This window comes from Pseudomonas sp. NyZ480, assembly GCF_029537255.1.
Taxonomy (GTDB): domain Bacteria; phylum Pseudomonadota; class Gammaproteobacteria; order Pseudomonadales; family Pseudomonadaceae; genus Aquipseudomonas; species Aquipseudomonas taiwanensis.
In genome coordinates this window covers 943,207-959,762 of sequence record NZ_CP120626.1, presented here as the reverse complement: position 1 = coordinate 959,762, position 16,556 = coordinate 943,207, and the positions used below count along the sequence as shown (strand labels likewise).

The following is a 16,556-nucleotide window of genomic DNA, read 5'->3' as shown; positions in this document are numbered from 1 at the left end:
GAGACGAGCGCGCCAGCAGGAACCGGCTTGCCGGCGATGAGGCCCCAAAGGTCAGATCGGGTTCGGGCAGTCGATGAACAGGTGCTCCAGGGCAAACCGACGCGCCAGGTAATCCCCCAGCGCCTGCACGCCATAACGCTCGGTGGCATGGTGGCCTGCGGCGATGAAGCTCACGCCGTTCTCGCGCGCGCTATGAAAAGTCTGCTCGGACGCCTCGCCACTGATGTACAGGTCGACTCCGGCGGCGATCGCGGTATCGATGTAGCCTTGGCCGCCTCCGGTGCACCAGCCGATCCGGCGAACCATGACATCGCCTTCCACCAGCAGCGGCTCACGTCCCATCACCTCCTGCACGCGCCGGGCGAAATCCCGCGCTGTCATTGGCTCGGCCAGCGACCCGACCAGCCCCACGACCTTTGGGTTCTCCGGGTCCAGCGGCCCCTCGACGGTAATGTCCAGCTGACGAGCCAATTGCACGTTATTGCCCACTTCGGGATGCACATCCAGCGGCAGGTGGAAGGCCAGCAGGCTCATGTCGTGCTTGAGCAAGGTTTTCAAGCGGCGTTGCTTGATGCCGGTGACACACGGATTCTCGCCCTTCCAGAAATAACCATGGTGAACCAGCACCAAGTCGGCATCGGCCTCGACCGCCGCGTCGAGCAACGCCTGGCTGGCGGTCACGCCACTGACGATGCGACTGACCTGCGGTCGCCCTTCGACTTGCAGGCCGTTGGGGCAGTAATCCTGGATCTTCGCGCTACCCAGGTAGCGCTCGGCCTCCTCGACCAGGGTGTTCAGTGCGACGGCCATGGAAAATCTCCTCGAAATCTGCGCTTTCGACGGGCACAACGCCCGTATAATGGCGGCCATTATGGGCCGTCGCCGGCTTCGGGGAAACCGGCGGCAGTCGCATGGGGGCAAGACCGAGGCGCCAGCATTCGCGGGCAGACCCGCTCCCCCAGGGGCCAGCGTGGTCCCTGGAGGACATGGACTCAACCGCGAAGCAGGTAAATCGGTTTGCACATCGCCGATCGCTCTGTACCTGTGTATGATCGCGCGCGCTCGCGCCCCGCTGCGCTGCCAATTGGCCCCCGCCCTACTCCCAGGATTCGTTCATGCTCAAGGCTCTGCGTTATTTTGGCTGGCCCCTGATTACTGGCGTGCTGATCGCCATGCTGGTCATCCAGCGTTTCCCTGAATGGGTCGGCCTCCCCAGCCAGGACGTCAACCTGCAGCAGGCTCCGCAGACCACCCGGATCATGCAGGGGCCGGTGTCCTATGCCGACGCCGTGACCCTCGCCGCCCCAGCGGTGGTGAACCTGTACACCACCAAAGTGGTGAACAAGAGCGCCCATCCCTTGTTCGAAGACCCGCAGTTCCGCCGCTTCTTCGGTGACAACCTGCCCAAGCAGCGGCGCTGGGAGTCCAGCCTGGGTTCGGCCGTGATCATGAGCCCCGAGGGCTACCTGCTGACCAACAACCACGTTACCAGCGGCGCCGACCAGATCGTGGTGGCGCTCAAGGACGGCCGTGAGACCCTGGCGCGCGTCGTGGGCAGCGACCCGGAAACCGACCTCGCGGTACTGAAGATCGACCTCAAGAACCTGCCGGCGATCACCATCGGCCGTTCCGACAACATCCACATCGGCGATGTCTCCCTGGCCATCGGTAACCCGTTCGGGGTCGGCCAGACCGTGACCATGGGCATCATCAGCGCCACCGGACGTAACCAACTGGGCCTGAACAACTACGAAGATTTCATCCAGACCGACGCGGCCATCAACCCAGGCAACTCCGGTGGTGCGCTGGTCGATGCCAATGGCAACCTGATCGGCATCAATACCGCGATCTTCTCCAAGTCTGGTGGTTCCCAGGGCATCGGCTTCGCCATCCCGGTCAAGCTGGCGCTGGAGGTGATGAAGTCGATCGTCGAGCATGGCCAGGTGATTCGCGGCTGGCTGGGCATCGAAGTGCAGCCATTGAGCCAGGAACTGGCGGAATCGTTCGGTATGCAGGGCCGCCCAGGCATCGTCGTGGCGGGGATCTTCCGCGATGGGCCGGCGCAAAAGGCCGGGTTGCAGCTGGGTGACGTGATCCTGAGCATCAATGGCGAACCTGCGGGAGACGGACGCAAGTCGATGAACCAAGTTGCGCGGATCAAGCCCAACGAGAAGATCACCATCGAGGTGGTGCGCAACGGGCAGCAACTGAAACTGGTTGCCGAGGTGGGGCTGCGACCGCCACCTGCACCGGTGGCTGCCAAAGAAGAGAAGTAAGTTGATGCTGGGGCGGCCTTGCAGCGCGAAAGGGCCGCAAGGCGCCCCCCGTCACATCAATGCAGAATCTGGCTCAAGAACAGCTTGGTCCGGTCACTGCGCGGCCGGTCGAAGAAGTCATCCGGCGCTGCCTGCTCGACGATCTCACCTTTGTCCATGAAGATCACTCGGTTCGCCACGGTGCGGGCAAAGCCCATCTCGTGGGTGACGCAGAGCATGGTCATGCCATCCTCGGCCAGACCTACCATGGTATCGAGCACCTCTTTTACCATTTCCGGGTCAAGCGCCGAAGTCGGCTCGTCGAACAGCATGATCTTGGGCTTCATGCACAGGGCCCGGGCAATCGCCACGCGCTGCTGCTGACCACCGGACAACTGCCCGGGGTACTTGTGCGCCTGCTCCGGGATGCGTACCCGCTCCAGGTAGTGCATGGCGATTTCCTCGGCCTTGCGCCGCGGCATCTTGCGCACCCACATTGGTGCCAGGGTGCAGTTCTCGAGGATGCTGAGGTGCGGGAACAGGTTGAAGTGCTGGAATACCATGCCCACCTCGCGGCGGATCGCCTCAATCTGCTTGAGGTCGTTGGTCAGCTCTACGCCATCGACGACGATGCGCCCCTGCTGGTGCTCTTCCAGGCGGTTGAGGCAGCGGATGGTGGTGGACTTGCCCGAGCCAGACGGCCCGCACAGCACGATACGCTCGCCCTGGCGTACGTTCAGGTTGATGTCCTTGAGCACATGGAACTGGCCGTACCACTTGTTGACGCCCTGCATCTGGATGATGCCTTCGGGGCCGGCAGGCTGCTTGATCGCTTCACTCATTTCGAAACTCCTAACGCTTGTGGCCAGTGTCCAGCTTGCGCTCCAGATGCATGGAGTAGCGGGACATACCGAAACAGAAAATCCAGAACACCAGGGCGGCGAACACATAGCCCTCAGTGGCCATGCCCAGCCAGGCCGGATCGGCAGCCGCCTGCTTGACACTGTTGAGCAGGTCGAACAGGCCGATGATGATCACCAGGCTGGTGTCCTTGAACAGAGCAATGAAGGTGTTGACGATGCCTGGGATCACCAGCTTGAGCGCCTGGGGCAGAATCACCAGCCCCATCGAGCGCCAGTAGCCCAGCCCCATGGCCGCGGCCGCCTCGTACTGCCCCTTGGGAATGGCCTGCAGGCCGCCGCGCACCACTTCGGCGATATACGCCGACTGGAACAGGATCACGCCGATCATCGCCCGCAGCAGTTTGTCGAAGCTCATGCCCTCGGGCAGGAACAACGGCAGCATCACCGAGGACATGAACAGCACGGTGATTAGCGGCACGCCACGCCAGAACTCGATGAAGGTGACGCATACCACCTTCACCGCCGGCATGCGCGACCGTCGGCCCAGCGCCAGCAGGATGCCCAGCGGCAAGGCGCCGACGATGCCCACGGTGGCGATCACCAGCGTCAGCATCAGGCCGCCCCATTGGCTGGTCGGCACGGTATCCAGCCCCAGGTAGCCGCCGTGCAGCAGGGTGTAGGCCAGGATCGGATACAGCACCAGGAAGCCCAGGCCGTAGAACGCCTTGCGCGCAAAGCGCTTGATGAACAGCGGTGCGGCACCGAGCACGGCAAGCCAGACGGTCAGGTCCACGCGCCAGCGCAGTTCGGTCGGGTAGTAGCCATACATGAACTGGCCGAAACGCTGCTGGACGAACACCCAGCAGGCACCTTCCTTGGTGCAATCGGCGCGGGTGGTGCCTACCCAGTTGGCGTCGATCAGCGCCCATTGCACCAGAGGCGGCACGATCAGCCAGATCAGGTACAGGGCGAACAGGGTCAGCAAGGTGTTGAGCCAGCTGGAGAACAGGTTGGCACGCATCCATGCGAGCACGCCGACGGTTTTCACCGGCGGCGGCATGTCGGGTTTGAAAACATGGGCATTCACGGGCGTATCCTCACCGCTCGATCAGCGCAATGCGCTTGTTGTACCAGTTCATCAGCAGCGAAATGCTGATGCTGATGGCGAGATAGACACTCATGGTGATGGCAATCACCTCGATGGCCTGGCCGGTCTGGTTGAGCACGGTACCGGCGAACAGCGAGACCATCTCCGGATAGCCGATACCGGCCGCCAGGGACGAGTTCTTCGCCAGGTTCAGGTACTGGCTGGTCAGCGGCGGAATGATCACCCGCAGTGCCTGGGGGATGATCACCTTGCGCAGGGTCGGCCCCTCACGCAGCCCCAGCGAGCGCGCAGCCTCGGTCTGGCCATGGCTGACCGAACGGATGCCAGAGCGCACGATCTCGGCGATGAACGCCGCGGTGTAGATGGTCAGCGCCAGCGTCAGGGCCAGCAGTTCGGGAATCAGCACCCAGCCACCGACGAAGTTGAAGCCCTTGAGCTGCGGCACTTCCCAGTGCACGGGGCTGCCGAACAGCAAGGCGCTGGCGCCAGGAATGACGATGAACAAGGCCAGCCCGACCCAGAACTTGTGGAAAGGCTCGCCGGTTTCATCGAACCGCTTGTTGGCGTAGCGCACCATGAACACGATGGCCACGATCGCCAGTCCCAGCGCGACGAAGAACGGCCAGAAGCCCTCGGCCATCGAGGCACCCGGCATGTTCAGGCCACGGTTGCTGATGAAGAACGTGTCGTCGATGTTGATGCTACCCCGCGGTCCCGGCAGGGTCAGAAACACCGCGAAGTACCAGAACAGAATCTGCAGCAGCGGCGGAATGTTGCGGAAGGTCTCCACATACACGGTCGCCAGCTTGTTGATCATCCAGTTCGGTGACAAACGAGCCACACCGATGATGAAGCCCAGAATCGTCGCCAGAATGACACCGATGAACGTCACCAACAGGGTGTTGAGCAGGCCGATGACGAACACTCGCGCATAGCTGTCGGATTCCACATAAGGAATCAGATGCTGGGCGATGCCGAACCCGGCACTGCGGTCCAGGAAGTCGAAGCCGGAGGTGATGCCCCGGTGTTGCAGGTTGGTTTGGGTGTTGTGGAACAGATACCAGCCCAGACCGACCACGAAAACGATCGTGAGGATCTGGAACAGCCACGCGCGCACACGTGGATCGCTCAGGGATAACCCCTTGGGTGCGCCGATTTGATTTTGCATGAAGTGCCCCGAAAAAAAGGGATCCGAACAACCTGCGACGGCGGGATGCCGCCGCAGGGTGCAGCCATCAGCGCACAGGTGGCGCGTACTGGATGCCGCCGTTGTTCCACAGGGCGTTCATGCCACGGTCGATCTTGAGGTCGGTGCTCTGACCAAGGTTCTTTTCGAACACTTCACCATAGTTGCCGACTTGCTTGACGATCTGCACTACCCAGTCCTTGGGCAGCTTGAGGTCCTTGCCGTATTCACCGTCGGCACCCAGCAGACGGGCGACGTCCGGGTTCTTGGTGGACTTGGCTTCGGCCTCGACGTTCTTCGAGGTGATGCCGGCCTCTTCGGCGTTGAGCATCGCGAACAGGGTCCACTTGACGATGCTGAACCACTCCTCGTCGCCTTTACGCACCACCGGGCCCAGAGGCTCCTTGGAGATGGTTTCCGGCAGCACCACGTAGTCGGTCGGTGCAGCCAGCTTGGAACGTTGGGCGAACAGTTGCGACTTGTCCGAGGTGAGCACGTCGCAACGGCCGGACTCCAACGACTTGGCGCTCTCATCGGAGGTATCGAAGGTGATCGGGGTGTACTTGAGATTATTGGCGCGGAAGAAGTCGGATACGTTCAGTTCGGTGGTGGTACCGGCCTGGATGCAGATGGTCGCGCCATCGAGCTCCTTGGCACTGGAAACACCCAGCTTCTTGTTGACCAGGAAGCCCACGCCGTCATAGTAGGTGACACCGGCGAACACCAGGCCCATGCCGGCATCGCGCGAGCTGGTCCAGGTAGTATTACGCGACAGCACGTCGACTTCGCCCGACTGCAGGGCGGTGAAGCGCTCCTTGGCGTTGAGTTGGCTGAATTTGACCTTGGTGGCATCACCGAACACCGCAGCGGCGACAGCGCGGCATACATCGGCGTCGATACCGATGATCTTGCCCTTAGCATCGGGGACCGAGAAGCCTGGAAGACCGTCGCTCACGCCACACTGGACGAAGCCCTTCTTCTTGACCGCATCGAGAGTGGCGCCGGCCTGTGCGAAGCTGGTGGCTCCCAGCGCGGCGGCAGCGGTCAGGACTGCCAGGGTGGTTTTCAACATCTTCATTCACAACCTCCAAATCGCTCTTGTTGTACCGAGCCGGAATTGCACCGCACCCTTATGAGGCGCATCCGACCCTTGTTGGCTTGTTATTGGGTCAATTGGCGCAATGAGCTGTTCTGTGACAGCCTTCGCGTGCAAAGGGTGTTACCGTCGCGGATAGTCCCTTTGCCTCAACGGATCCATAGCAAAGCGCGTACCACAGTTGGCGGCTTAAGCGTTTAAGCGCTAGTCAAGTAGGGAAAGTTGTATCGTTGCGACATTCTTTTTCTGACAATCAATAGCCAGGCCTTCTTTTCACGCACGTTCTTACCAGGCATGCACACTTTCGGAGCAGTCATGACCAACCCGCTGATTCTCGAACCACAGAAAACCGCAGACGCCTGTGTGATCTGGTTGCACGGCCTGGGTGCCGACCGTTACGACTTCCTACCGGTGGCCGAATTTCTGCAGGAACGGCTGCTCACTACCCGCTTCGTGATGCCGCAGGCGCCCACCCGTCCGGTTACCATCAACGGCGGCTATTCCATGCCAAGCTGGTACGACATCAAGGCCATGACCCCGGCCCGCGCCATCGACGAAGGGCAATTGGAAGAGTCGGCGCAGCAGGTCATCGCCTTGATCAAGGCCGAGCAGGCCAAGGGCATCAGCCTGTCGCGAATCTTCCTCGCCGGTTTCTCCCAGGGCGGCGCCGTGGTGCTGCACACCGCTTATATAAAGTGGCAGGAGGCGCTGGGAGGGGTAATCGCGCTGTCCACCTACGCTCCAACCTTTACCGACAGTCATCAGCTCAGCGCGTGCCAGCAACGCACGCCAGCCCTGTGCCTGCATGGTGTGCACGATTCGGTGGTGATCCCTTCGATGGGCCGTACGGCCTTCGAATTCCTCAATACTTGGGGCGTTGCCGCCCGCTGGCAGGAATACCCCATGGAACATGAAGTGATGGTCGAAGAACTGGGCGACATCCACGACTGGTTGAGCCAGCAACTGCAATAGGCCAAGCGTGTAGCTGCCTGCGCATTCCACTACGCCGCGCCTGAATCTTGCATTACACTGCCCGGCGTACATTCCTTAACCAATTGATGAGACGATCGTGCTCAAGGCACTCAAGAAAATATTCGGCAAGGGAGACGCCGCGCCTCAGGCCGTCGAACCCGCAGCGCCGGTGAACAAGTCCGCGCCGGCGCCTACCGTGCAACCCGAAGCCGCTCCGGTCGAGGCCAGCACCCAACCCACAGCCCCTGCCGCCGCCGACAAACCGGCCAAAGACAAACCGCGCCGCGAGCGCAAACCCAAACCACAAGCCAGCCTGTGGAAACCTGAAGACTTCGTGGTAGAGCCACAGGAAGGCAAGACACGCTTCCATGACTTCAAGCTCTCCAACGAGCTGATGCATGCCATCCACGACCTGGGCTTCCCATACTGCACGCCGATCCAGGCCCAGGTGCTCGGCCATACCCTGCGCGGCAAGGACGCCATCGGCCGGGCCCAGACCGGTACCGGCAAGACCGCAGCGTTCCTGATCTCGATCATCTCGCAGCTGCAGCAGACACCACCGCCCAAGGAACGCTACATGGGCGAGCCTCGCGCGCTGATCATCGCCCCGACCCGCGAGCTGGTGGTGCAGATCGCCAAGGACGCGATGGCCCTGACCAAGTACAGTGGCCTGAACGTGATGAGCTTCGTCGGCGGCATGGACTTCGACAAGCAGCTCAAGAGCCTGGAAGCGCGCCACTGCGACATTCTCGTCGCTACACCGGGCCGCTTGCTGGACTTCAATCAGCGCGGCGAAGTGCACCTGGACATGGTCGAAGTGTTGGTGCTGGATGAGGCCGACCGCATGCTGGACATGGGCTTCATCCCGCAGGTCCGCCAGATCATTCGCCAGACACCGCCCAAGAGCGAGCGCCAGACCCTGCTGTTCTCCGCCACCTTCACCGACGATGTGATGAATCTGGCCAAGCAGTGGACCACCAACCCGGAAATCGTCGAGATCGAACCGGAGAACGTGGCCAGCGAGACGGTCGAGCAGCATGTCTATGCAGTCGCGGGCAGCGACAAGTACAAGCTGCTGTACAACCTGGTGACCCAGAACAAGTGGGAACGGGTGATGGTATTCGCCAACCGCAAGGACGAAGTGCGGCGCATCGAAGAGAAGCTGGTGCGCGATGGCATCAATGCCGCCCAACTTTCCGGCGACGTACCACAGCACAAGCGGATTCGCACCCTCGAGAACTTTCGCGAAGGGCGCATCACCGTGCTGGTGGCCACCGACGTGGCGGGGCGCGGCATTCACATCGACGGCATCAGCCATGTGATCAACTTCACCCTGCCGGAAGACCCGGATGACTATGTGCACCGCATCGGTCGTACCGGACGGGCGGGCACCAGTGGTGTGTCGATCAGCTTCGCCGGCGAGGATGACTCCTACCAGCTACCGGCTATCGAGGCGCTACTGGGGCGCAAGATCAAATGCGAGATGCCACCGGATGAACTGCTCAAGCCGGTGCCGCGCAAGCATCATTGATCGGTGGTGACCTTTTCGCGGGTAAACCCGCTCCCACAGGCCAGCGCCACCCTGTGAGAGCGGGTTTACCCAGGAATCGGGGCAAAGCCCCGGTCATCCACCACACACCTACCAGCGCCCCGCCGCCTCCTGGTCACTCTGCTTCCCTTCGACCCACCGCGGCCCTTCCTGGGTATTTTCCTTCTTCCAGAACGGTGCCCGCGTCTTCAGATAATCCATGATGAAATTGCAGGCATCGAACGCTGCCTGCCGATGGGCACTGGCCACGCCCACGAACACGATCGGCTCCCCCGGCTCCAGGGCACCGATACGGTGCAACACCTCCACCTTGAGCAACGGCCAGCGCTGTTCGGCGTCGACCACAATCTTGGCCAAGGCCTTCTCGGTCATGCCCGGGTAGTGCTCAAGGAACATCCCGGCCACTTCCCGGCCATCGTTGAAGTCGCGCACATAGCCGACGAAGCCGACCACCGCTCCCACACCGACATTCGCGGCATGCATGGCATTGACCTCGGCCCCGGGGTCGAAAGCACCTTCCTGCACTCGCACCGCCATGTTCAGCCTCCAGTCACCGGTGGGAAGAACGCCACGTCGTCGCCCTCTTCCAGCGGCTCGTCAAGCCGACAGAGCTCTTCATTACGCGCGCACATCAGGTTCTGTTCGGCCAGCACCTCATACCGCCCGCCCTTGGCCAACAGGGCCTGGCGCACGTCGTCGAGCACCTTGAATTCACCTTCAAGGCGCTCGGCATCCACGCCCAGCCGCTCACGGTAACGGGCGAAATACATCACCTTGACCTTCATCACGCCTCCGCCTTGTAGTGGCCGCTCTTGCCGCCGAGCTTCTCCAGCAGGCGTACCTGCTCGATGACCATGCCTTTGTCCACAGCCTTGCACATGTCGTAGAGGGTCAGGGCAGCAACGCTGGCAGCGGTCAGCGCCTCCATCTCCACGCCAGTCTGCCCGGCCAGCTTGCAGCGGGCGACGATACGCACGGCGTCTTGACCGTCAGTGCTGAGCTCGACCTTGACGCTGGTAAGCATCAGCGGGTGGCACAGTGGAATCAGGTCGCTGGTCTTTTTCGCCGCCTGTATCCCGGCGATACGCGCCACGGCGAATACATCGCCCTTGGGATGCTCGCCATCGACGATCATCTGCAAGGTCTGCGGCAACATGCGCACCCGCGCCTCGGCGGTGGCTTCGCGCTCGGTTACGGCTTTTTCAGTGACGTCGACCATGTTGGCGCGTCCCTGGGAATCGAGATGAGTCAGCACTGCTCTGCTCCTGGGAAGGGAACGAAGAGTGTAAACCTGTGGGTCAGGTTTGAGCAGTGCAATGTATCGCCAGCCCTGGCCTCGTCGCGGTCAACCTACTCCCGTGCAGGCACCCCCGGCACTCAATCCAGTGACAGGTCTGTGTGGCGGCAAAAAAGCCGGGCGGCGGGCCGCCCGGCTGCAAAGGTTACAGATGGGACTCGGCGTACTCGGCCAGCACCGACCGCGGTACCCCTTGCAGGGTGATGTGCACACCATGAGGGAAGTCCTTGAAGCGCTCGGTCAGGTAGGTCAGGCCCGAGCTGGTCGCGGACAGGTAGGGGGTGTCGATCTGCGCCAGGTTGCCCAGGCAGACCACCTTGGACCCCGAGCCGGCACGGGTGATGATGGTTTTCATCTGGTGCGGCGTCAGGTTCTGGCACTCGTCGATCAGGATCAGACTCTGCTGGAAGCTGCGACCACGGATGTAGTTCAGCGACTTGAACTGCAACGGAACCCGCTCGAGGATGTACTCGACGCTGCCATGGGTGCTTTCGTCATCCATGTGCAAGGCTTCGAGGTTGTCGGTGATGGCACCCAGCCAAGGCTCCATTTTCTCGGCCTCGGTGCCCGGCAGGAAGCCGATCTCCTGGTCCAGCCCCTGCACGCTGCGGGTAGCGATGATGCGCCGGTAACGCTTGCTGACCATGGTTTGCTCGATGGCTGCGGCCAGCGCCAGGATGGTCTTGCCGGAGCCTGCGGCCCCCGTCAGGTTGACCAGGTGGATATCGGGGTCGAGCAATGCGAACAACGCCAGGCTCTGATGGATGTCACGTGGCTTCAGGCCCCAGGCCTCCTGGTGCAGCAGCGGCTCCTGGTGCAGGTCGAGCAGCAGCAGTTCATCGTTGCGAATGCCCTTGATCCAGCCAACGAAGCCTTGCTCGTCGATGATGAATTCATTGACGTGCACAGCGGGCAGGTTGTCGATCAATTGCACCCGATGCCAGGTGCGGCCGCGCTCTTGGCGGGTATCGACCTTGCTGACCCGGTCCCAGAACGAACCGGTGACCGAATGGTAACCCTTGGACAGCAACGACACGTCGTCGACCAACTGGTCGGTGCTGTAATCCTCGGCGGCAATGCCACAGGCACGCGCCTTCAGCCGCATGTTGATGTCCTTGGTCACCAGCACCACGTCCAGGTCGGCGCGGCGTGAACGCAGCTCCAGCAGTTGGTTGATGATGATGTTGTCGGCCAGGTTCTCCGGCAACAGCCGGTTGGGTTCACTGCGTGGGCTCATCAGGATCGACAGGAACCCTTTGGGACCGCTCTTGCCACGCTGGATCGGCACACCCTGCTCGACATCGCTGGGGGATGCGTCTGCGAGGGTCTGGTCGATGAGGCGGATGGCCTGGCGGCATTCGGCGGCGATGGTATGTTTGCCTGTCTTGAGCTTGTCGAGTTCCTCCAGCACGGTCATCGGGATCGCGACGTGGTGCTCCTCGAAGTTCAGCAAAGCATTGGGGTCGTGAATCAGGACGTTGGTATCGAGCACATACAGGATAGGCTGGTTGGAGGAAGGGTTGCGTCCTTGGTCATCCATACTCGGTCACCTTATGTGAAAGCCACACGACGCGTACCGCTGCGCCGCAGAGTGACTGCCGTTCTCCCCGTATCCGCGTTGTTACGGGCGGGGAGCGCACCTGGCAAGGAGGGCCTGGATGACGCCACCTGTGCTGCAGGAATCGGCTGTCTGGTTTCTTCATACCGCAAAAACCATGACTAAAAAAAGTATTTTTACGCGTCAATGAAGTTTATTTTTCCGATTGACGAACAGGGGTTGGCGACCAGGCTCGCGAGGACTACAGTCAAAAGTCATACCCCCGTTTCGCGATACCCGTAATCGCGGCAGCCTTCCCAGCCGATTCCGCTCTGCGCCGTGTTGTGCAACAGCCACTCCACTACCGGCTGCGCCTTGGGCAGGCTGTCATGCAGCTGGATCACACCCTTGCGCCAAAGCAACATCAAGGTCAGCACACGCTGTGCCGAGGCCTCGGCGCTCAGGGCGCTAGCGTCCTGGGCATCGATATCCCATAGCGAAACCTGCAACTGCTGACGGGCCATGAACGCCTCGCCATCGGCCCGCCGCTGGCCGTAAGGTGGACGGAACAGGGGCACATACTGCTCTGGCAGGTCGGCCTGCACCCTGGCCTGGCTGCGCTTGAGCGAATCCTGCCAGTCCTGCCACTGGGCATGGGAACGGTACTCCCAGCCCTGGATACCCACGCATTGACCCCGATAAAGCTCGGCCAGCGCATTGGCCTTGCCGCCGTCGCGCCGTTGTTGCAGCCGGTTACCCAGCACGAAGAACGTGCCTTGCATCTTCTGCCTACGTAGGTAACGGCTCAATGCATCGGTGCTGCCCTCCTCCGGCCCCGGGCCGCCCACGAAGGTGAGCAGGAACATACGGTCATTGAGCTCATCGCCATTGCGCTCACGACTCGACAGACGCTCGACCTCGCTGGTGGTCTGCGGCAACAGCGCCGCCTTGCGCAACTGCTCATCCAGGTACAGCACATGGAACTGGTGGCTCGGCTCGATCCAACCGGTGTAGAACGTGCCAACATCGCCTGCGAACGTCGCCGCTTGAGCACGTAAGTCGGCCATTGAGTCGACCGGATAGCAGAACGAGGCGTCCTGCTCGCAACTGCGTTGGGCTTGCTGGTAACCCTGGAACACGCGTTGCCACATGCGTGCCCGCACCGCGCGAATCTTTTGCAGGTTGATCTGGCGCAAGCCCAGGCGCTTGGCCAGTGCCGCGTCGTCCAGCAGCTCGCTCTCGTGCAGCACCTGGGCAAACGAGAGAATCTCGGCGCGCGAAGCGACATCGAACAGCGCCGGACTGTTCAGCGCTTCTGGCCACACGCGGCGGTCCAGGCTGGCCGGTGGAAGGGGGGCGGCCTGGGTAGCCAGGCTTAACAGCATGACCAGGAAGGCACCAGCGATGCGCACGTTCAGACTCTCCGCAGCGGCGAAACGCGCACTATAGCGCCTGATGAGGCGATGGTCTGTGGCTATCGTCGCCATAGTTTGGACTTAACTCCATCTATCCGTAGAATTCGCGGCAACGATTCCAGGAGCCGAACCGATGCTGACGGTGATTTCCCCCGCCAAGACCCTCGACTACGAAACCCCGCCGGTGACCGAGCGGTTCACCCTGCCCCAGTATCTGGACGACTCCCAGGTGCTGATCCAGCAACTGCGCGACCTGTCGCCAGCCCAGATCAGCGAACTGATGCACCTTTCCGACAAGCTTGCCGGTCTCAATGCCGCCCGCTTCGGCAGCTGGACCCCGGACTTCACCCCCGCCAACGCCAAGCAGGCGCTGTTGGCCTTCAAGGGCGACGTCTACACCGGCCTGGATGCCCAGACCCTCAGCGAGGACGACTTCAGCTATGCCCAGGACCACCTGCGCATGCTCTCCGGCCTGTACGGTCTGCTGCGCCCGTTGGACCTGATGCAGCCCTACCGCCTGGAAATGGGCACCAAACTGGCCAACGCCCGGGGCAAGGACCTGTATGCCTTCTGGGGGACACGTATCAGCGAATGGCTGAACCAGGCCCTGGCCGACCAAGGCGATGACCTGCTGCTGAACCTGGCCAGTAACGAGTACTTCAGCGCGGTGAAGCGCTCGGCGCTCAAGGCGCGGGTGATCGACGTGGACTTCAAGGACCTGAAGAACGGCCAGTACAAGATCATCAGCTTCTATGCCAAGAAGGCCCGCGGGATGATGAGCCGCTTCGTGATCCAGGAGCAGGTCAACGACCCGGCACAGCTCAAGCAGTTCGATGTGCAGGGGTATTACTACAGCGCGGAGCAGTCGAAGGCGGATCACCTCGTGTTCTTGCGGGATCATCCGGGGGAATGAGTGTCGGCCCTGTTTTGGTTGGCGTGTGGTTTTGAAATCGAGCGCCGCCCACGCGGCGCATCGCGAGCAAGGCTCGCTCCTACGGTCGTTTACGGCCAATGAGGCCTTCACCAAAGCGGTCGCGCGCAAATCCCACAGAACCCATTGGCCCGAAACAAACGTAGGAGCGAGCCTTGCTCGCGATGCGCCGCGCGGGCGGCGCTCGATCTCAAGACCACAATAGCGCTATCGACATACGCCCAAGGCATCCGCACATCCCCCCGCCTCCAGCCCCTGCACCTCAACGCCCTCGGCCACGGTTGCGCCAATCTCGACGAAGACATTGCGCTCGGGTTGGCCTTCCGCCTCGCGGTAGACCACATAGCCTCTCCCCGGCCAATGCGGCCTGTTTGCACGACTCGATATCGCGCCGTGCACCAAAGCGGTCGCGCGCAAATCCCACAGAACCCACTGGCCCGAAACAAACGTAGGAGCGAGCCTTGCTCGCGATGCACCGCGCGGGCGGCGCTCGATCTCAAGACCACAACAACGCTATCGACATACGCCCAAGGCATCCGCACATCCCCCCGCCTCCAGCCCCTGCACCTCAACGCCCTCGGCCACGGTTGCGCCAATCTCGACGAAGACATTGCGCTCGGGTTGGCCTTCCGCCTCGCGGTAGACCACATAGCCCCTCCCCGGCCAATGCGGCCTGTTTGCACGACTCGATATCGCGCCGTGCAGCAAAGCGGTCGCGCGCAAATCCCACAGAACCCACTGGCCCGAAACAAACGTAGGAGCGAGCCTTGCTCGCGATGCGCCGCGCGGGCGGCGCTCGATCTCAAGACCACAACAACGCTATCGACCTACGCCCAAGGCATCCGCACATCCCCCCGCCTCCAGCCCCTGCACCTCAACGCCCTCGGCCACGGTTGCGCCAATCTCGACGAAGACATTGCGCTCGGGTTGGCCTTCCGCCTCGCGGTAGACCACATAGCCTCTCCCCGGCCAATGCGGCCTGTTTGCACGACTCGATATCGCGCCGTGCACCAAAGCGGTCGCGCGCAAATCCCACAGAACCCACTGGCCCGAAACAAACGTAGGAGCGAGCCTTGTTCGCGATGCGCCGCGCGGGCGGCGCTCGATCTCAAGACCACAACAACGCTATCGACCTACGCCCAAGGCATCCGCACATCCCCCGCTCCCAGCCCCTGCACCTCAACGCCCTCGGCCACGGTTGCGCCAATCTCGACGAAAACATTGCGCTCGGGTTGGCCTTCCGCCTCGCGGTAGACCACATAGGTTCGTCCTGATTCATCCACACGCAACGACTCAGGCGCCACGGCAATCCCCCGCTCGCTGCGATGCACGACCACCTTCAACTGCGCGCTCATGCCTAGCCGCAAACCCAACGCCCACGGTTGGGACGGTGTATCGAGCGATACCATCAGGTCATACCAGGCACCGTCACCTCCGTCCTCCCTGGCCTGAAGTGCGATGCGCTGCACCCGCCCTGCAAGCTGCTGGCCGGCCACCCTGACCTCAACCGACATGCCTTCGCGCAGTTTGCCCAGGTCCCCCTCCTCCACTTTCGCCAACACCTCTAACCGCCCCACATCGACCAAGGCCAGCAAAGGCTGCCCCTGAGCAACCTGTTGCCCCACCTGAAGGTGCCGCTGCGGTCTTGCAACAGCATGGCTTGCCCGCGCCACCAATGCCGGGAAAGGCGCCTTGATCACCCGTTGCTCGCACATGCGCGCCAATGCCTGCCAACGCGCCTGGGCATTGGTCATCTCCATCTGCGCAATGCGCAGGCCATTGCCTTGACCACGCGCGCGGGTCAGCCGTAACGCATGTTCTGCCTCCAGCACGCCCTGTTGCTGGACCCATACCTGCTGAATGAGGTTATCGACCTCCATTCGCGCAACGATGCCGCGATCGAACAAACGTCGGGTATCGTCAAGCTCCGCCTGACTCACAGCCAATGCGCCACGGGCGCGGTCCAGCGCACGTCGGGCCTGCGCCACCTCTGGCCCGTCCTGCCAACCCTGCATCTGCCGCAGCGCCTCACCGGCCTTGAGCACTTGCGCTTGCGCTTCGCGCAACTGGATTTCCAGACCCTCGGTATCCAGCATCATCAACGTCTCGCCAGCCTGCACCTGTTGCCCATCCTCGACGAACAACGCGGCAATCGAGCCATCGAAAGGCGCGGCCAGGATGAGCTGGCGACCGGCGTGAATCCGCCCGACAAGACCCAACTGACTCTCCAGCAGGTGCGGCTCCACGCGCTGCCAGCGCTCGACACCGCCCTGCACTGTCGACACAGGTCGCGATAGCCAGAACACCATCAAGGCTCCAGCAAGCGTCACGAACGCGCACGCCAAAA

16 protein-coding genes are annotated in these 16,556 nt (G+C 62.1%); 4 read left to right on the top strand and 12 right to left on the bottom strand.

Annotation, left to right across the window (positions count from 1 at the left end):
• Positions 1-51 precede the first annotated feature (51 nt).
• A complete protein-coding gene (locus tag P3R38_RS04295) occupies positions 52-810 on the bottom strand; it encodes a Nif3-like dinuclear metal center hexameric protein (protein ID WP_027908076.1) in 759 nt (252 codons plus the stop codon).
• A 305-nt stretch (positions 811-1,115) separates the two neighbouring features.
• Here P3R38_RS04295 and algW point away from each other — a divergent pair, with 305 nt between their 5' ends.
• The gene (algW, locus tag P3R38_RS04290) at positions 1,116-2,276 is read left to right on the top strand and encodes a Do family serine endopeptidase AlgW (protein WP_023378797.1); all 1,161 of its coding nucleotides are present in this window, start codon (positions 1,116-1,118) and stop codon (positions 2,274-2,276) included.
• A 56-nt stretch (positions 2,277-2,332) separates the two neighbouring features.
• Here the strand turns inward: algW and P3R38_RS04285 are convergent, their stop codons facing one another.
• The 4 genes from P3R38_RS04285 to P3R38_RS04270 all read right to left on the bottom strand — a co-directional run bounded on the left by P3R38_RS04285 (position 2,333) and on the right by P3R38_RS04270 (position 6,490).
• A complete protein-coding gene (locus tag P3R38_RS04285; RefSeq protein ID WP_003251792.1) occupies positions 2,333-3,097 on the bottom strand; it encodes an amino acid ABC transporter ATP-binding protein in 765 nt (254 codons plus the stop codon).
• Positions 3,098-3,107: 10 nt separating this feature from the next.
• On the bottom strand, positions 3,108-4,205 hold the full coding sequence (locus P3R38_RS04280) for an amino acid ABC transporter permease (protein ID WP_027908075.1): 1,098 nt from the start codon (positions 4,203-4,205) through the stop codon (positions 3,108-3,110).
• A 10-nt stretch (positions 4,206-4,215) separates the two neighbouring features.
• Positions 4,216-5,394, bottom strand: coding sequence for an amino acid ABC transporter permease (locus P3R38_RS04275; protein WP_023378795.1), 1,179 nt, complete (start codon positions 5,392-5,394; stop codon positions 4,216-4,218).
• A 67-nt stretch (positions 5,395-5,461) separates the two neighbouring features.
• Positions 5,462-6,490, bottom strand: a complete 1,029-nt coding sequence (locus P3R38_RS04270; protein ID WP_023378793.1) for an amino acid ABC transporter substrate-binding protein — start codon at positions 6,488-6,490, stop codon at positions 5,462-5,464.
• A gap of 333 nt (positions 6,491-6,823) precedes the next feature.
• On the opposite strand from P3R38_RS04270, the gene P3R38_RS04265 reads away from it, so the two are divergent.
• Both P3R38_RS04265 and rhlB read left to right on the top strand, forming a co-directional pair.
• Complete coding sequence (locus tag P3R38_RS04265; RefSeq protein WP_023378792.1) at positions 6,824-7,480, top strand: alpha/beta fold hydrolase; 657 nt, start codon at positions 6,824-6,826, stop codon at positions 7,478-7,480.
• Between the two features lie 97 nt (positions 7,481-7,577).
• On the top strand, positions 7,578-9,011 hold the full coding sequence (rhlB, locus tag P3R38_RS04260) for an ATP-dependent RNA helicase RhlB (protein ID WP_023378790.1): 1,434 nt from the start codon (positions 7,578-7,580) through the stop codon (positions 9,009-9,011).
• 108 nt (positions 9,012-9,119) lie between these two features.
• Here the strand turns inward: rhlB and moaE are convergent, their stop codons facing one another.
• The 5 genes from moaE to P3R38_RS04235 form a co-directional block, all read right to left on the bottom strand.
• Entirely contained in the window at positions 9,120-9,566 is a 447-nt protein-coding gene (gene moaE / locus P3R38_RS04255; RefSeq protein ID WP_023378789.1) for a molybdopterin synthase catalytic subunit MoaE, read from the bottom strand.
• Positions 9,567-9,568: 2 nt separating this feature from the next.
• Positions 9,569-9,814, bottom strand: coding sequence for a molybdopterin converting factor subunit 1 (gene moaD / locus P3R38_RS04250; protein WP_023378788.1), 246 nt, complete (start codon positions 9,812-9,814; stop codon positions 9,569-9,571).
• Positions 9,814-10,284 carry a cyclic pyranopterin monophosphate synthase MoaC gene (gene moaC / locus P3R38_RS04245; protein ID WP_023378787.1) on the bottom strand — a complete coding sequence of 157 codons (471 nt, stop codon included), beginning with the start codon at positions 10,282-10,284 and terminating at the stop codon, positions 9,814-9,816. The genes moaD and moaC overlap by 1 nt, the downstream gene beginning before the upstream one ends.
• 187 nt (positions 10,285-10,471) lie before the next feature.
• Positions 10,472-11,866 carry a PhoH family protein gene (locus P3R38_RS04240; protein ID WP_023378786.1) on the bottom strand — a complete coding sequence of 465 codons (1,395 nt, stop codon included), beginning with the start codon at positions 11,864-11,866 and terminating at the stop codon, positions 10,472-10,474.
• A 272-nt stretch (positions 11,867-12,138) separates the two neighbouring features.
• Positions 12,139-13,275: a polysaccharide deacetylase family protein gene (locus P3R38_RS04235; RefSeq protein ID WP_027908073.1), complete on the bottom strand. Its 1,137-nt coding sequence runs from the start codon at positions 13,273-13,275 to the stop codon at positions 12,139-12,141.
• Between the two features lie 136 nt (positions 13,276-13,411).
• Here P3R38_RS04235 and yaaA point away from each other — a divergent pair, with 136 nt between their 5' ends.
• On the top strand, positions 13,412-14,191 hold the full coding sequence (gene yaaA / locus P3R38_RS04230; protein WP_023378784.1) for a peroxide stress protein YaaA: 780 nt from the start codon (positions 13,412-13,414) through the stop codon (positions 14,189-14,191).
• A gap of 837 nt (positions 14,192-15,028) precedes the next feature.
• On the opposite strand, the gene P3R38_RS04225 is transcribed toward yaaA, so the two are convergent.
• On the bottom strand, positions 15,029-15,163 hold the full coding sequence (locus P3R38_RS04225; RefSeq protein ID WP_277686861.1) for a hypothetical protein: 135 nt from the start codon (positions 15,161-15,163) through the stop codon (positions 15,029-15,031).
• Between the two features lie 179 nt (positions 15,164-15,342).
• On the bottom strand, positions 15,343-16,518 hold the full coding sequence (locus P3R38_RS04220) for an HlyD family efflux transporter periplasmic adaptor subunit (protein WP_277686860.1): 1,176 nt from the start codon (positions 16,516-16,518) through the stop codon (positions 15,343-15,345).
• Positions 16,519-16,556: the final 38 nt, after the last annotated feature.

Bases quoted from the DNA above. Each gene is read 5' to 3' on its own strand.
- P3R38_RS04295 (WP_027908076.1), bottom strand. From the start codon at position 810: ATGGCCGTCGCACTGAACACCCTGGTCGAGGAGGCCGAGCGCTACCTG.
- algW (WP_023378797.1), top strand. From the start codon at position 1,116: ATGCTCAAGGCTCTGCGTTATTTTGGCTGGCCCCTGATTACTGGCGTG.
- P3R38_RS04285 (WP_003251792.1), bottom strand. From the start codon at position 3,097: ATGAGTGAAGCGATCAAGCAGCCTGCCGGCCCCGAAGGCATCATCCAG.
- P3R38_RS04275 (WP_023378795.1), bottom strand. From the start codon at position 5,394: ATGCAAAATCAAATCGGCGCACCCAAGGGGTTATCCCTGAGCGATCCA.
- P3R38_RS04270 (WP_023378793.1), bottom strand. From the start codon at position 6,490: ATGAAGATGTTGAAAACCACCCTGGCAGTCCTGACCGCTGCCGCCGCG.
- P3R38_RS04265 (WP_023378792.1), top strand. From the start codon at position 6,824: ATGACCAACCCGCTGATTCTCGAACCACAGAAAACCGCAGACGCCTGT.
- moaE (WP_023378789.1), bottom strand. From the start codon at position 9,566: ATGGCGGTGCGAGTGCAGGAAGGTGCTTTCGACCCCGGGGCCGAGGTC.
- moaD (WP_023378788.1), bottom strand. From the start codon at position 9,814: ATGAAGGTCAAGGTGATGTATTTCGCCCGTTACCGTGAGCGGCTGGGC.
- P3R38_RS04240 (WP_023378786.1), bottom strand. From the start codon at position 11,866: ATGGATGACCAAGGACGCAACCCTTCCTCCAACCAGCCTATCCTGTAT.
- yaaA (WP_023378784.1), top strand. From the start codon at position 13,412: ATGCTGACGGTGATTTCCCCCGCCAAGACCCTCGACTACGAAACCCCG.
- P3R38_RS04220 (WP_277686860.1), bottom strand. From the start codon at position 16,518: ATGGTGTTCTGGCTATCGCGACCTGTGTCGACAGTGCAGGGCGGTGTC.